The sequence below is a fragment of the Pseudomonas sp. PGPR40 genome (assembly GCF_022014505.1).
GTDB lineage: Bacteria > Pseudomonadota > Gammaproteobacteria > Pseudomonadales > Pseudomonadaceae > Aquipseudomonas.
Window position 1 is genome coordinate 48,986 of sequence record NZ_JAKLSP010000014.1, and the last position, 12,555, is coordinate 61,540.

At 58.2% G+C, this 12,555-nt stretch carries 18 protein-coding genes; 10 read left to right on the top strand and 8 right to left on the bottom strand.

Annotation, left to right across the window (positions count from 1 at the left end; genetic code table 11):
- Positions 1–111: 111 nt before the first annotated feature.
- Genes MEB48_RS13770 through MEB48_RS13790 form a run of 5 tightly spaced genes read right to left on the bottom strand, consistent with a single transcriptional unit; the run spans position 112 to position 3,152 of the window.
- Complete coding sequence (locus MEB48_RS13770; RefSeq protein WP_237884743.1) at positions 112–417, bottom strand: STAS domain-containing protein; 306 nt, start codon at positions 415–417, stop codon at positions 112–114.
- Positions 414–1,067 (bottom strand): MlaC/ttg2D family ABC transporter substrate-binding protein, encoded by a 654-nt coding sequence (locus MEB48_RS13775; RefSeq protein ID WP_237884744.1) that lies wholly within the window; start codon positions 1,065–1,067, stop codon positions 414–416. Before MEB48_RS13775 ends, MEB48_RS13770 begins: the two co-directional genes overlap by 4 nt.
- A gap of 11 nt (positions 1,068–1,078) precedes the next feature.
- Entirely contained in the window at positions 1,079–1,546 is a 468-nt protein-coding gene (gene mlaD / locus MEB48_RS13780; protein ID WP_095055108.1) for an outer membrane lipid asymmetry maintenance protein MlaD, read from the bottom strand.
- Positions 1,546–2,343: a lipid asymmetry maintenance ABC transporter permease subunit MlaE gene (gene mlaE, locus MEB48_RS13785; protein ID WP_237884745.1), complete on the bottom strand. Its 798-nt coding sequence runs from the start codon at positions 2,341–2,343 to the stop codon at positions 1,546–1,548. The genes mlaD and mlaE overlap by 1 nt, the downstream gene beginning before the upstream one ends.
- Positions 2,343–3,152, bottom strand: coding sequence for an ATP-binding cassette domain-containing protein (locus MEB48_RS13790; protein WP_095055110.1), 810 nt, complete (start codon positions 3,150–3,152; stop codon positions 2,343–2,345). The genes mlaE and MEB48_RS13790 overlap by 1 nt, the downstream gene beginning before the upstream one ends.
- 276 nt (positions 3,153–3,428) lie before the next feature.
- Here MEB48_RS13790 and MEB48_RS13795 point away from each other — a divergent pair, with 276 nt between their 5' ends.
- From MEB48_RS13795 to MEB48_RS13840, 10 genes are all read left to right on the top strand, one after another.
- Positions 3,429–4,403: a KpsF/GutQ family sugar-phosphate isomerase gene (locus MEB48_RS13795; protein WP_237884746.1), complete on the top strand. Its 975-nt coding sequence runs from the start codon at positions 3,429–3,431 to the stop codon at positions 4,401–4,403.
- Positions 4,404–4,928: a KdsC family phosphatase gene (locus MEB48_RS13800; protein WP_030128008.1), complete on the top strand. Its 525-nt coding sequence runs from the start codon at positions 4,404–4,406 to the stop codon at positions 4,926–4,928.
- Between the two features lie 7 nt (positions 4,929–4,935).
- Entirely contained in the window at positions 4,936–5,508 is a 573-nt protein-coding gene (gene lptC, locus MEB48_RS13805) for an LPS export ABC transporter periplasmic protein LptC (protein ID WP_095055185.1), read from the top strand.
- Positions 5,495–6,043 (top strand): lipopolysaccharide transport periplasmic protein LptA, encoded by a 549-nt coding sequence (gene lptA / locus MEB48_RS13810; protein WP_030128010.1) that lies wholly within the window; start codon positions 5,495–5,497, stop codon positions 6,041–6,043. The genes lptC and lptA overlap by 14 nt, the downstream gene beginning before the upstream one ends.
- Positions 6,043–6,768 carry an LPS export ABC transporter ATP-binding protein gene (lptB, locus tag MEB48_RS13815; protein WP_030128011.1) on the top strand — a complete coding sequence of 242 codons (726 nt, stop codon included), beginning with the start codon at positions 6,043–6,045 and terminating at the stop codon, positions 6,766–6,768. Before lptA ends, lptB begins: the two co-directional genes overlap by 1 nt.
- A 186-nt stretch (positions 6,769–6,954) precedes the next feature.
- Positions 6,955–8,448, top strand: coding sequence for an RNA polymerase factor sigma-54 (locus tag MEB48_RS13820; protein ID WP_237884747.1), 1,494 nt, complete (start codon positions 6,955–6,957; stop codon positions 8,446–8,448).
- 79 nt (positions 8,449–8,527) lie between these two features.
- The gene (gene hpf, locus MEB48_RS13825; protein WP_095055115.1) at positions 8,528–8,836 is read left to right on the top strand and encodes a ribosome hibernation-promoting factor, HPF/YfiA family; all 309 of its coding nucleotides are present in this window, start codon (positions 8,528–8,530) and stop codon (positions 8,834–8,836) included.
- Positions 8,837–8,848: 12 nt separating this feature from the next.
- Entirely contained in the window at positions 8,849–9,313 is a 465-nt protein-coding gene (gene ptsN / locus MEB48_RS13830; RefSeq protein ID WP_237884748.1) for a PTS IIA-like nitrogen regulatory protein PtsN, read from the top strand.
- A gap of 2 nt (positions 9,314–9,315) precedes the next feature.
- Positions 9,316–10,173, top strand: a complete 858-nt coding sequence (gene rapZ / locus MEB48_RS13835; RefSeq protein ID WP_237884749.1) for an RNase adapter RapZ — start codon at positions 9,316–9,318, stop codon at positions 10,171–10,173.
- Between the two features lie 15 nt (positions 10,174–10,188).
- Positions 10,189–10,461 (top strand): HPr family phosphocarrier protein, encoded by a 273-nt coding sequence (locus MEB48_RS13840; RefSeq protein ID WP_237884750.1) that lies wholly within the window; start codon positions 10,189–10,191, stop codon positions 10,459–10,461.
- A gap of 92 nt (positions 10,462–10,553) precedes the next feature.
- Here the strand turns inward: MEB48_RS13840 and MEB48_RS13845 are convergent, their stop codons facing one another.
- From MEB48_RS13845 to MEB48_RS13855, 3 genes are read right to left on the bottom strand one after another with little or no spacing between them, the layout of a single operon-like run.
- Complete coding sequence (locus MEB48_RS13845) at positions 10,554–11,453, bottom strand: ZIP family metal transporter (protein ID WP_237884751.1); 900 nt, start codon at positions 11,451–11,453, stop codon at positions 10,554–10,556.
- Between the two features lie 26 nt (positions 11,454–11,479).
- A complete protein-coding gene (locus MEB48_RS13850) occupies positions 11,480–12,091 on the bottom strand; it encodes a superoxide dismutase (RefSeq protein ID WP_237884752.1) in 612 nt (203 codons plus the stop codon).
- Between the two features lies 1 nt (position 12,092).
- Complete coding sequence (locus MEB48_RS13855) at positions 12,093–12,533, bottom strand: hypothetical protein (protein WP_237884753.1); 441 nt, start codon at positions 12,531–12,533, stop codon at positions 12,093–12,095.
- Between the last annotated feature and the right edge of the window lie 22 nt (positions 12,534–12,555).

Consider the following 12,555-nt stretch of genomic DNA (forward strand, 5'->3'; position numbering starts at 1 on the left):
CAACCTCAATCGGCGCCCTGTGCGCGCGGGTCGGACATCATACAAAAAAGCCCCGCGCCTGCGAACCCCGCGAAGCAGGACTCTGACGGGGGGCTTCTTTATAGATGCGGTTCAGGAGTACGCCAACAGCTCGGTCAATTCGCTGACCTGAGCGATTTCACGCATATCGTCGGGCATCGCACGAATGCTCAGGGCCTTGCCGGCCGCCTGAGCATCGCGCATGAAACACAGCAACAACGACAAGCCGACGCTGCTGGACTTCTCCACCGAGGAGCAATCAACCACCAGCGCAGCCGCGTTACTGGACTTGATCAGCGCCTGCCCCTGCTTGCGCAGGTTCGGGCCTGTCCGGTAATCCAGCACACCACTGAGCAGCAGCTCGCCGGATTCGCTCATGCGAATGGCCGACTCACTCATTGGGTTTGGGTCTCGGTGGATTTTTCGGTGGCTTCCTTGGCTTTGGCGACTTCCCCGGCCCAACCGTTGATGGTTTTGTCCAGGTCGTTGCCATTGCGCTGCATTGCATCAGCGAACTGATCGCGGAACAGCTTGCCAATATTGATGCCATTGATGATCACGTTGCGCAGCTTCCACTCGCCATTGATCTTTTCGAGCGTGTAAGAAACAGGATAGATCGCGCCACTGCTGCTTTTGACCGTCATGCCAACGCTGGTACGGTCTCCCGATTCATCCTTGGCAGGGTCAACGGTGATGCTTTCGTTGTCGTACTCCAGCAGGGCATTGCCATAGAACTGGAACAGGCCTTTTTTGAAGTTCTCGACAAACTTCTGCATCTGCTCGGGCGTGGCCTTGCGTGAATACTTGACCGTCATGATGCTCCTGGAAATACCCTCGGCATCCACCACAGGCCCTACGATGGTATTCAGCGCCGTGTAAAAGCCCTGCGGGTCCTGCTTGTACTTTTCCTTGTTCGCGGCAAGATCCGCGAGCAACCGGGTGGTGGTGTCCTGTACCAGTTCGTGCGCGGAAGGCGCCGCTACGGCGTTAGCCATCAACGGCAAGGCCGCGAGTATTACCAACAGGCCACGTCGCAATATAGAGATCATTCAAAAGCTCCTCATTTGGCGTCTTTACTAACGGTATTGAGCAGGAATTTACCGATCAGGTCCTCGAGCACCAGCGACGACTGCGTGTCGTGGATGGTTCCACCCTCCTTGAGCAGGGTTTCTTCCCCACCGACGCTCACACCGATGTACTTCTCGCCCAACAGGCCAGCGGTCAGGATAGATGCAGTGGAATCAGTCGGCAGGTTATCCACGCGCTTTTCCAGTTGCATGGTCACCCGGCCGGTGAAGCTGTCGCGGTCCAGATCGATCGCTGTGACCTTGCCGATGGTCACACCGGCCATGGTCACTTTAGCTCTGACCGTCAAACCGGCGATATTGTCGAAATACGCATAAAGTTTATAAGTATCGGTGGTGGCGCTCGGGGACAGGCCACTGACCCGCAACGCAAGCAACAGCAAAGCCAGGATGCCAGCCAGCAAGAAAAGGCCGACACCGATTTCCAGGGTGCGGTTTTGCATCAGAAATCTCCAAACATCAAGGCGGTCAGAATAAAGTCCAGGCCGAGTACAGCCAAAGAGGCGTACACCACGGTCTTGGTAGTGGCACGACTGATCCCCTCGGAAGTGGGGTCGCAGTCATAGCCTTGGAATACGGCGATCCAGGTCACGACAAAGGCAAAAACCATGCTTTTGATAATGCCATTGAGCACATCATCGACAAACGTCACGCTGTTTTGCATGTTCGACCAGTAGGAGCCTTCATAGACACCCAGCCAGTCGACGGCCACCCACGAACCGCCCCAGATACCCACCACACTGAAGATCATCGCCAGCACAGGAAGGGAAATGAAGCCGGCCCACAGGCGCGGGGCAATGATGTACTTGAGCGGGTCGACCCCGATCATCTCCAGACTGGACAATTGCTCGGTGGATTTCATGTTGCCGATTTCGGCGGTCAGGGCGGAACCTGCGCGCCCGGCGAACAGCAAGGCCGTGACCACCGGGCCCAGTTCACGCAACAGCGTCAGCGCAACCATCTGCCCGACGGCCTGCTCCGAACCGTAGCTGGACAGAATGTTGAAGCCCTGCAGCGCCAGCACCATGCCGATGAATATCCCGGAGACGACAATGATCACCAGGGACATCACGCCCACCGAATGCAGTTGCTTGACCAGCAAGCCAAAACCGCCGCCGATGCCGCCACGACCGAGCAAGGCATGAAACAGGAACAACGCCGAACGCCCGAATACCGCCAGCACATCGATGCCGGCGTAGCCGAAGCGGCGCACTCTTTCTATCAGTGAAATCTTGCGCATCAGCGCTTCCCCAGAAGATCTGCGCGGTAATCCGTCGCTGGAAAATGATAGGCGACCGGACCATCGGGTTCGCCCGTCAGGAATTGACGAATACGTGGCTCGTCCGATTTCATCAAATCCTTGGGCGCGCCCTGGCCCAACACTTGCCCGTCACCTACAACAATGAGGTGGTCGGCGATGCTCGCGGTCTCGGCCAGATCGTGGGAAACCACGATGCTGGTGATGCCCAGCGCATCGTTGAGCAGGCGGATCAGGCGTACCAGCACGCCCATGGCGATCGGATCCTGCCCGACAAAGGGCTCGTCATACATGAGGATTCGCGGATCGAGCGCAATTGCCCGGGCCAGCGCGACACGACGCTTCATGCCGCCGGACAATTCGTCAGGCATCAGGTCGATGGCACCACGCAGGCCCACAGCCTGCAACTTGAGCAGGACAATGTCGCGGATCATTTCTTCCGGCAGCCCGGTATGGACACGCAGCGGAAAGGCAACGTTCTCGAACACATCAAGATCGGTAAACAGCGCGCCGCTCTGAAACAACACGCCCATGTGCTTGCGCGCATCGAACAGATCGCTGCGCGACAACGTTGGCAGGTTCTGGCCGTTGACCCAGACTTCGCCGCTGGTGGGGCGCAATTGTGCGCCTATCAGCCGCAACAGCGTGGTCTTGCCACACCCGGAAGGCCCCATGATGCCGGTGACCTTGCCGCGCGGGATGCGAATATCGACGTTATTGAAAATGCTGCGCGTACCGCGCTTGAAGGTCAGTCCCTTCAGCTCGACCGCGTAGGCGTTATCGGCGCTCATCTAAACTCCTTGCGATGCAGCCTCTCACTCGGACGCCTGGCTTTCTGGCGAAAGCACATACCTCCCCGGGCAGGCCGAACTGGCGGCGAACTATATCACTGCAACGCTCAAGCGCCCAAGGCCCAAGCCGGGCATGTTCAGCAACAGGACCGCCGCAAATCATCTATTTAGAGAGATTCAGTAACAAGGAATGACAAACCGCGACGAACTTGCGTGAGGGTTTTGATCATTACCGTTATAATCGCCGCCTTTTCATCAGGCTATTCGATTTCCGACATGAACCAATCCAGCGACCTGATTCAATCAGCACAACGTACCATCCGCCTCGAACTGGAAGCCGTACAAGGCTTGCTGCCCCATATCGATGCAGATTTCGTACGTGCTTGCGAGATGATTCTGGCCAGCAAAGGCCGCGTGGTCGTGGTCGGCATGGGCAAATCGGGGCATATCGGCAGCAAGATTGCCGCCACCCTGGCCAGCACCGGCACCACGGCTTTTTTCGTGCACCCGGCCGAGGCCAGCCATGGCGACATGGGCATGATCACCCGTGATGACATCATTCTGGCGCTCTCGAACTCCGGGTCCACCAACGAAATCGTCACCTTGCTACCGCTGATAAAGCGCCAGGGCATTCAAATGATCAGCCTGACCGGCAACCCCGAGTCGCCGCTGGCCAAGGCTGCGGAAGTCAACCTCAATGTAAGCGTCGAACACGAAGCCTGCCCGCTGAATCTGGCACCTACTTCGTCGACCACCGCTGCGCTGGTCATGGGTGACGCTCTCGCCGTTGCCTTGCTTGAAGCGCGTGGCTTTACCGCTGAAGATTTCGCTTTTTCCCACCCCGGGGGTGCCCTTGGCCGCCGCTTGCTACTGAAAGTGGAAAACGTCATGCATGCCGGCACCGAATTGCCGCAAGTAACGTGCGGCACGCTGCTCAAGGATGCCTTGATGGAAATGACCCGCAAGGGGTTGGGCATGACCGTCGTGCTGAGCGCAGATGGGAAACTCGCCGGGATCTTCACCGACGGCGACTTGCGACGCACTCTGGACCGCACCATTGATATTCACAGCACGACCATTGACGAAGTGATGACCGCCCATGGCAAGACCGCCCGCGCCGAGATGCTCGCCGCCGAGGCGCTCAAAATCATGGAAGACCACAAGATCAATGCACTGGTAGTGGTCGACAGCGAAGACCGCCCGGTCGGCGCCTTGAATATGCACGACTTGCTGCGTGCGGGAGTAATCTAAATGAGCACGGACCTGCTGCAACGTGGCAAACAGATCAAACTGGCGGTATTCGACGTCGACGGCGTACTGACCGACGGGCGCTTGTACTTCCTCGAAGACGGTAGCGAATTCAAGACGTTCAACACCCTCGATGGCCAGGGCATCAAGATGTTGATGGCTGCCGGTGTGCAAACCGCGATCATCAGCGGCCGCAAAACGCCGGTGGTCGAACGGCGCGCGAAGAACCTCGGCATTCCACATCTGTTCCAGGGCCGAGAAGACAAACTGGTAGTCCTAGACGGGCTTCTTGCCCAACTCAACCTGAGTTATGAACAAGTGGCTTACCTCGGCGACGACTTGCCAGACCTGCCGGTGATTCGCCGCGTCGGCCTTGGCATGGCGGTAGCCAGCGCCGCCAGTTTCGTGCGCGAACACGCCCATGGCATCACCCAGGCCCGCGGTGGCGAGGGTGCCGCTCGCGAATTCTGCGAGTTGATCCTGCGCGCCCAGGGCCGCCTCGATGCGGCCAATGCCGCGTACCTGTGAGCCCATCATGCTGAGCAAAAAGATTCGCAATATCCTGGTGTTCGGTTGCATCGCGGCGATTTTTGCAGCGGTCGGCTATTGGAACATCAGCCCGGAACGCTTCCTCGACAAGCCGGTGGTGAAGGTCGATGAAAGCGCGATCGACTATTACGCCGTCAACGCCCACAGCGTGCAATACCTGCCCGACGGCAAACTGCAATACGAGATGACGTCGGACAAGGTCGAACACCTGAAAGCGACCGAAGTGACATTGCTGACCAATCCTGACCTGAACATGTTCCGTGGCACCGAATTCCCCTGGCACGTCCAGAGCGAGCGCGGCGAAGTCAATCCGGACGGCACTCAGGTCGAACTGATCGATTCGGTACGAATCACGCGTTTCGATGAGAAAAACCGCAAGACCCTGATTACCACCACTCGCATGACCGTGTTCCCGCAGCAGCAATATGCGCAGACCGATCAACCCGTTAGAATCGACGGCGCTGGCGGTGTATCGACTGGCAACGGAATGAAAGCGTACTTGAAAGAAAGCAGGATACACCTGCTATCGAACGTAAGAGGACAGTATGAGGCTCGTTAAAACTCTCCCTATTTTGCTCAGTCTGGGCGCAGCACTGGGAAGCGTGAGCGCCTGGGCTCTGCCGAATGATCAAGAGCAGCCTATCCGCATCCAGGCCGACGATGCCCAACTGGACGACAAGAATGGCGTGGCCACTTATAAAGGTGACGTGATCATCACCCAGGGCTCGATGAAGGTCACCGGCAACACCGTGACCATCACCCGCACTCCGGCCGGCGACATCGACGTGGTGACTTCGGTGGGCAACCTTGCCTATTTCGAGCAACTGCAAACGGCAGGCGATACCAAGCCGGTTCAGGGCTATGGCGTCACTATCCAGTACCACGCCTCGCAAAACCGTGTCGTTCTGATCGATCGCGCCAAAGTCATCGACAAAGACAACAACGTCACCCAAGGCGAGAAAATCGTCTACGACACGGTCAAAAAGCTTGCGAGCGCCGGTCGCGCCACGGGTAACAAGGTCACCGAGGCGCGTCCTCGCATCGACATGGTGATCCAGCCGAAGAAGAAAACCGACGAGCAAAAGGCCCAGTAATGGCAACTCTGAAAGCTCAGCATCTGGCCAAGAGCTACAAGAGCCGCCAGGTCGTGCGCGACGTCAGCCTGTCCATCGACAGCGGTCAGATCGTCGGCTTGCTTGGCCCTAACGGTGCGGGTAAAACTACCTGTTTCTACATGATTGTCGGTTTGGTACAGGCCGATCAGGGCCGCGTACTGATCGATGACCTGGACGTCAGCCACCAGCCGATGCACGGTCGTGCGAAGGCGGGTATCGGCTATCTTCCGCAAGAAGCGTCGATCTTCCGCAAACTGTCGGTGGCCGACAACATCATGGCCATCCTCGAAACCCGCAAGGAACTCGACAAGGCCGGTCGTCGCCAAGAGCTGGAAAGCCTGCTGCAGGAATTCCACATCCACCACATCCGAGACAACCTTGGCATGAGCCTGTCCGGTGGTGAACGCCGCCGTGTGGAAATCGCCCGGGCCCTGGCTACCAACCCGAAATTCATCCTCCTCGATGAACCCTTCGCCGGCGTAGATCCGATTTCGGTGGGCGATATCAAGCAGATCATCCATCACCTCAAGGCCAAAGGCATTGGCGTGCTGATCACGGACCACAACGTCCGCGAGACCCTGGATATCTGCGAAACGGCCTACATCGTCAACGACGGACAGTTGATCGCCGAAGGTGACTCCGCCACCATCCTGGCCAACGAACTGGTCAAGGAAGTGTATCTGGGCCATGAGTTCCGGCTGTAAGCGCCTGAGGTGCCTGGCCAGGTGCCAAAGCGCTTGTTTCAATAAAAAATCAATAACTTTTTATTGTTACAGCGCTCTAGGCAAACACTTCAGTTTCGGGCATATAATTTGCTTATGTTTGGCGCTTCGGCGCCCTGTAGTGGATGGCGCATGTGCGCCGGCGAATTAAGGTGTTAAGCCCCTGCCATGAAACCATCGCTAGTCTTGAGAATGGGCCAGCAGCTGACGATGACACCGCAGCTGCAACAGGCCATCCGCCTGCTCCAATTGTCGACCCTGGACCTGCAACAGGAAATCCAGGAGGCCCTGGAGTCCAATCCGATGCTCGAACGCCAGGAAGAAGGCGACGACTTCGATAACGCCGACCCCTTGGCCGATAGCGCCGACCAAAAACCCAACGCCGACATTCAGGAACCCTCCTATCAGGAAACCGCCCCGACGGTGGATAACCTCGAGGAAGGTGACTGGAACGAGCGCATTCCCAACGAATTGCCCGTCGATACGGCCTGGGAAGACGTCTACCAGACTAGCGCCAGCAGCCTGCCGAGCAACGATGACGACGAGTGGGATTTCACCACCCGTACGTCGGCCGGTGAAAGCCTGCAAAGCCATTTGCTCTGGCAACTGAACCTGGCACCGATGTCTGACACCGATCGCCTGATCGCTGTGACCCTGATCGACTGCATCAATAATCAGGGCTACCTGGACGAAACCCTCGAGGAAATCCTCGATGCGTTCGACCCGGAACTGGACATCGAACTGGACGAAATCGAAGCCGTCCTGCACCGCATCCAGCAATTCGAACCCGCCGGCATCGGCGCCCGTAACCTCGGGGAATGCCTGCTGCTGCAACTGCGCCAACTGTCCGCCAAGACCCCTTGGCTGGCCGAGGCCAAGCGCCTGGTCACCGACTACATCGACCTGCTCGGCAGCCGCGACTACAGCCAGCTGATGCGCCGCATGAAGCTCAAGGAAGATGAACTGCGCCAGGTCATCGAACTGGTCCAGAGCCTCAACCCGCGCCCGGGCTCACAGATCGAGTCTACCGAAGCCGAATACGTGGTTCCCGACGTGATCGTGCGCAAGGACAACGAGCGCTGGCTGGTGGAATTGAACCAGGAGTCGGTGCCACGCCTGCGGGTCAACGCCCAATACGCCGGTTTCGTACGCCGTGCCGATACCAGCGCTGATAACACCTTCATGCGCAATCAGCTGCAGGAAGCTCGCTGGTTCATCAAGAGCCTGCAAAGCCGCAACGAAACCCTGATGAAAGTGGCCACCCAGATTGTCGAGCATCAGCGCGGCTTTCTTGAATACGGCGACGAAGCCATGAAACCGCTGGTACTGCACGACATCGCCGAAGCGGTGGGCATGCACGAATCGACGATTTCACGGGTGACCACGCAAAAGTTCATGCATACCCCACGGGGCATCTATGAACTGAAATACTTTTTTTCCAGCCACGTCAGTACCTCCGAAGGCGGTGAATGCTCGTCCACGGCGATCCGCGCGATCATCAAAAAACTGGTTGCCGCGGAAAATCAGAAAAAGCCGTTGAGTGACAGCAAGATCGCTGGTTTACTGGAGGCACAAGGCATTCAGGTAGCCCGTCGTACCGTCGCCAAGTACCGCGAATCTTTGGGGATCGCGCCTTCCAGCGAACGGAAGCGGTTGATGTAGCCGCCGGGCTCGCCACAGCGTTCCAGTGGCAGGCATTTCTGCCTGCCGCTTTATGCACTGGCAACGAAGGAGAAGCTGTATGCAAGTCAACATCAGTGGACACCAACTGGAAGTGACCGAACCCCTGCGCACCTATATCGGCGAAAAACTCGACCGATTGGAGAGGCATTTCGACAGGATCACCAACGTGCAAGTCACGATGAACGTCGAGAAGCTGCTGCAGAAGATCGAAGCCACGCTGCATATTCCCGGCGGAGAAGTGGTCGCCAATGCCGAGCATACGGACATGTATGCCGCCATCGACCTGCTGACCGACAAGCTGGATCGCCAACTCAAAAAGCATAAGGAAAAGACCCAGAGCCTCCTCCAGGGCGCGACCGGTCGTTAACACTCCCAACCCATGATCCGACTAGAAACCATCCTGACCCCCGGCCGTTCCCAAGTGAACGCGCCGGGCGGCAGTAAAAAGAAAGCCCTCGAGCAAATTGCCAACCTTATCCACCGCGAAGTGCCGGATCTGGAAATGCAGGACGTCTTCGAGGCTCTGATTGCCCGTGAGAAACTCGGTTCTACCGGTTTCGGCAACGGCATCGCCATCCCCCATTGCCGGCTCAAAGGCTGCACCTCGCCAATCAGTGCGCTGCTGCACCTGGAAGCCCCTATCGATTTCGACGCCATTGATGGCGCCCCGGTTGACCTGCTGTTCGTGCTGCTGGTCCCGGAAGCCGCCACCGATGCACACCTGGAATTGCTCCGTCAGATCGCCAGCATGCTGGATCGCAAGGATGTGCGTGAAAAACTGCGCAGCGCCCCGAGCAACGAAGCCTTGTATCAGGTTGTCCTGGACGAGCAGAGCGGTCACTAATCATGCGCCTGATCATCGTCAGCGGCCGCTCCGGCTCAGGTAAAAGCACCGCCCTCGACGTGCTCGAGGACAACGGCTATTACTGCATCGACAACCTGCCTGCCGGCTTGCTGCCGGAACTGGCCGAACGCGCGCTGATTCACACCGAACTGGCACAACCGCTGGTGGCCGTGTCCATCGATGCACGCAATTTGCCGAGCCACCTGTCACGGTTTCCCGAGCTGCTGGAAGAAGTCCGCGGCCGACATATCCAGTGCGATGTGCTGTACCTGGATGCCGACGAAGAGACCTTGCTCAAACGCTTTTCGGAAACGCGCCGTCGTCACCCGCTGAGCAGCGCCAATCGCTCGCTGGCGGAGGCGATACAGGACGAAACCAAACTGCTGGGGCCTATTGCCGATCTGGCCGACCTCAAGGTCAATACCACCAATCTGAACCTGTATCAGCTACGCGATACCATCAAGCTACGCCTGCTGAATCAGCCGGAGCCCGGTACTGCGTTCCTGGTGGAATCTTTCGGGTTCAAGCGTGGGATGCCGGTGGACGCCGATCTGGTGTTCGACGTGCGCTGCCTGCCCAACCCTTACTGGAAACCGGAGCTGCGGGCACAATCCGGGCTCGATCAACCGGTGGCCGAGTACCTGGCGGCACAGCCGGACGTCGAAGAGATGTTCCAGGACATTTCCTCCTACCTGCTCAAGTGGTTGCCCCGTTTTGCCGCCAGCAACCGCGCCTATGTCACCATTGCCATTGGCTGCACCGGCGGGCATCACCGCTCTGTCTACCTGACCGAACGTCTGGGTCAGGTCCTGCAAAAAACCCTGAAGAACGTCCAGGTTCGCCACCGCGACCTCAGCTAAAGGATTCACATCGCGATGCCTGCTCTGGAAATCGAAATCATCAACAAGCTGGGCCTGCATGCTCGCGCGTCGGCAAAATTCGTTGGAGTGGCGGGTCAGTATCCCTGCCAGATCAGGGTAGGACGTACGCCAGAATCCGTGGTGGACGGCAAAAGCATCATGGCCATGATGATGCTGGCCGCTGGCAAGGGCACCAAAATCCACCTGAGTACCGAAGGTGAGCAGGAACAGGAAGCGCTGGACGCACTGGTGAAGTTGATCAACAACTTCTTCGACGAAGGCGAATAAAAGCAGCCTCGTTTCACTCGACAGCTCCTACAAGGATCGGCATGCAGTAGGAGCTGTCGAGTGAAACGAGGCTGCGATCTTTTGATCTTTTTTCAGGCCAACGCCGTATCCATCACCATCATCAAACAAAATCCAATCAGCAGTCCCAGGCTGGCCAGTTTGTCGTGACCACGGCGGCGCGACTCGGGAATCACTTCGTGAGTCACCACCAGCAACATCGCACCGGCCGCCAGCGCCAGCCCCAAAGGTAACAGCAGTTCGGCCAGGCTCACCAACCAGGCGCACAACAACGCAAAGACCGGCTCGACCAAACCTGACGTTGCTCCGATCAGGAATGCCTTGACCCGCGACATCCCTGCTCCGGCCAACACCAACGCAATCACCAGCCCTTCCGGCACATCTTGCAAAGCGATGCCCATGGCCAGGCTGTCGGCATCAGGCATGCCACCACCGGCCGAGACGCCGACCGCCATGCCTTCGGGAATGTTATGCGCGATGATGGCAAACACAAACAACCAGATTCGCGGTGCAATCACCGATCGCTCCAGTGTCCCCGCGAACATTTCAGGCGTAGCGCCGGACACCTTGCGATCCACCAGAAACAGCCCGAATGCCCCCAGCATGATGCCGAAGCTGATCAGGCCGCTGGCCGCCCAAGGCGTCAGACCGAGATTTTCGGCTGCGGCAATGCCCGGCACGATCAGCGAAAACGCCGTCGCCGCGAGCATTACCCCGGCCCCGAAACCGAGCAATATGTCGCTGACTACCTGAGGCATCTGCCGAATCACCAGCACCAGCACCGGCACCGCGCCCAAAGCCGTGCCCAAGGCGCAAATCGCCCCGCCTTGCAGGGCACGCTGCAGTTTCGGTTCGAGGTCCAGCCAGCTCAGCCCTTGAGCAGCCAATAACGTCATGCCCGCCAGCAGTAACAGCGATCCCAGTGCGTAACGAAACATTCGCCCGCTTCCGACCGCCAGTGTTTCAGTGCCCATAGTCAGCCCTGGATTGTTTTAGAGACTTAAACCAGCGCTGCCTGATAACGCGCAGCAACTTCGGGCCAATTGATCACGTTGTAGAACGCATTGATGTATTCCGGACGGCGGTTCTGATAGCGCAGGTAATAAGCGTGTTCCCAGACGTCCAGGCCGAGGATCGGCGTATTGCCGTTCATCAATGGGCTGTCCTGATTGCCGCTGTTTTCAACGATCAAGGTCTTTTGCGGCGTCACACTCAACCAGGCCCAACCACTGCCGAAACGGGTCAACGCTGCTTTGGTGAAGGCCTCCTTGAAGTGGTCGAGACCACCCAGTTGCTCATCGATAGCCTTGGCCAGCGCACCTTCAGGCTGGCCACCGCCGTTGGGCGCCATGACTTCCCAGAACAACGAATGGTTGGCATGCCCACCGCCCTGATTGATCACCGCCGCGCGGAGTTTTTCCGGCAATTGCAGGACAGCCGCCACCAGCTTTTCCACCGGCCATTCAGCAAACTCAGTGCCTTCGACTGCAGCGTTGAGATTGTTGATGTAAGCCTGGTGGTGTTTGGTGTAGTGGATTTCCATGGTCTGCGCATCGATGTGCGGTTCCAGGGCGTCGTAGGCGTACGGCAAGGCGGGCAGGGTAAAAGCCATTTCAATGAACTCCATGTTGTAAGGGCGCAGGCTGATGCGAGGGCGAAGCGGTGTCGGTGTGCAACAAACGATGGGTGCGCGGATACTCGCCGTGATCGCTGATGAAATTCAGCAGTTCGACATAGGTTTTGCTGCTCTGGCGTAACGCGGCTTCACGCAAAGCCGGCGCCAGTCGCGGGTCCTGCATGGTCTGCAACAGTCGTTGATGGATCGCACACAGGTACTCGGCGCTCTCCTCCGGCTGATTCAGACGCAAGTGCAGGTCCGCGAGGTTGTGGTGGGAAATCACGCAGGCCGCCACCGCTTCGTCGGCATCCGCCCAGCGCTCGAACAACACCTGGGCCAAGGCCAATGCCTGCAAATAAGCCTCGCGGGCATCAATCAGCTCGCCCAGCATGAAACAGCGGTTGGCTCTTTCGATCGTGCGTTTCCAGTGCTCCATGGTGAGCCTCCAAAGCGGTAGC

Coding starts and splice junctions, on each gene's coding strand:
- MEB48_RS13770 (WP_237884743.1), bottom strand. CDS start 417: ATGAGTGAGTCGGCCATTCGCATGAGCGAATCCGGCGAGCTGCTGCTC.
- MEB48_RS13775 (WP_237884744.1), bottom strand. CDS start 1,067: ATGATCTCTATATTGCGACGTGGCCTGTTGGTAATACTCGCGGCCTTG.
- mlaD (WP_095055108.1), bottom strand. CDS start 1,546: ATGCAAAACCGCACCCTGGAAATCGGTGTCGGCCTTTTCTTGCTGGCT.
- mlaE (WP_237884745.1), bottom strand. CDS start 2,343: ATGCGCAAGATTTCACTGATAGAAAGAGTGCGCCGCTTCGGCTACGCC.
- MEB48_RS13790 (WP_095055110.1), bottom strand. CDS start 3,152: ATGAGCGCCGATAACGCCTACGCGGTCGAGCTGAAGGGACTGACCTTC.
- MEB48_RS13795 (WP_237884746.1), top strand. CDS start 3,429: ATGAACCAATCCAGCGACCTGATTCAATCAGCACAACGTACCATCCGC.
- MEB48_RS13800 (WP_030128008.1), top strand. CDS start 4,404: ATGAGCACGGACCTGCTGCAACGTGGCAAACAGATCAAACTGGCGGTA.
- lptC (WP_095055185.1), top strand. CDS start 4,936: ATGCTGAGCAAAAAGATTCGCAATATCCTGGTGTTCGGTTGCATCGCG.
- lptA (WP_030128010.1), top strand. CDS start 5,495: ATGAGGCTCGTTAAAACTCTCCCTATTTTGCTCAGTCTGGGCGCAGCA.
- lptB (WP_030128011.1), top strand. CDS start 6,043: ATGGCAACTCTGAAAGCTCAGCATCTGGCCAAGAGCTACAAGAGCCGC.
- MEB48_RS13820 (WP_237884747.1), top strand. CDS start 6,955: ATGAAACCATCGCTAGTCTTGAGAATGGGCCAGCAGCTGACGATGACA.
- hpf (WP_095055115.1), top strand. CDS start 8,528: ATGCAAGTCAACATCAGTGGACACCAACTGGAAGTGACCGAACCCCTG.
- ptsN (WP_237884748.1), top strand. CDS start 8,849: ATGATCCGACTAGAAACCATCCTGACCCCCGGCCGTTCCCAAGTGAAC.
- rapZ (WP_237884749.1), top strand. CDS start 9,316: ATGCGCCTGATCATCGTCAGCGGCCGCTCCGGCTCAGGTAAAAGCACC.
- MEB48_RS13840 (WP_237884750.1), top strand. CDS start 10,189: ATGCCTGCTCTGGAAATCGAAATCATCAACAAGCTGGGCCTGCATGCT.
- MEB48_RS13845 (WP_237884751.1), bottom strand. CDS start 11,453: ATGGGCACTGAAACACTGGCGGTCGGAAGCGGGCGAATGTTTCGTTAC.
- MEB48_RS13850 (WP_237884752.1), bottom strand. CDS start 12,091: ATGGCTTTTACCCTGCCCGCCTTGCCGTACGCCTACGACGCCCTGGAA.
- MEB48_RS13855 (WP_237884753.1), bottom strand. CDS start 12,533: ATGGAGCACTGGAAACGCACGATCGAAAGAGCCAACCGCTGTTTCATG.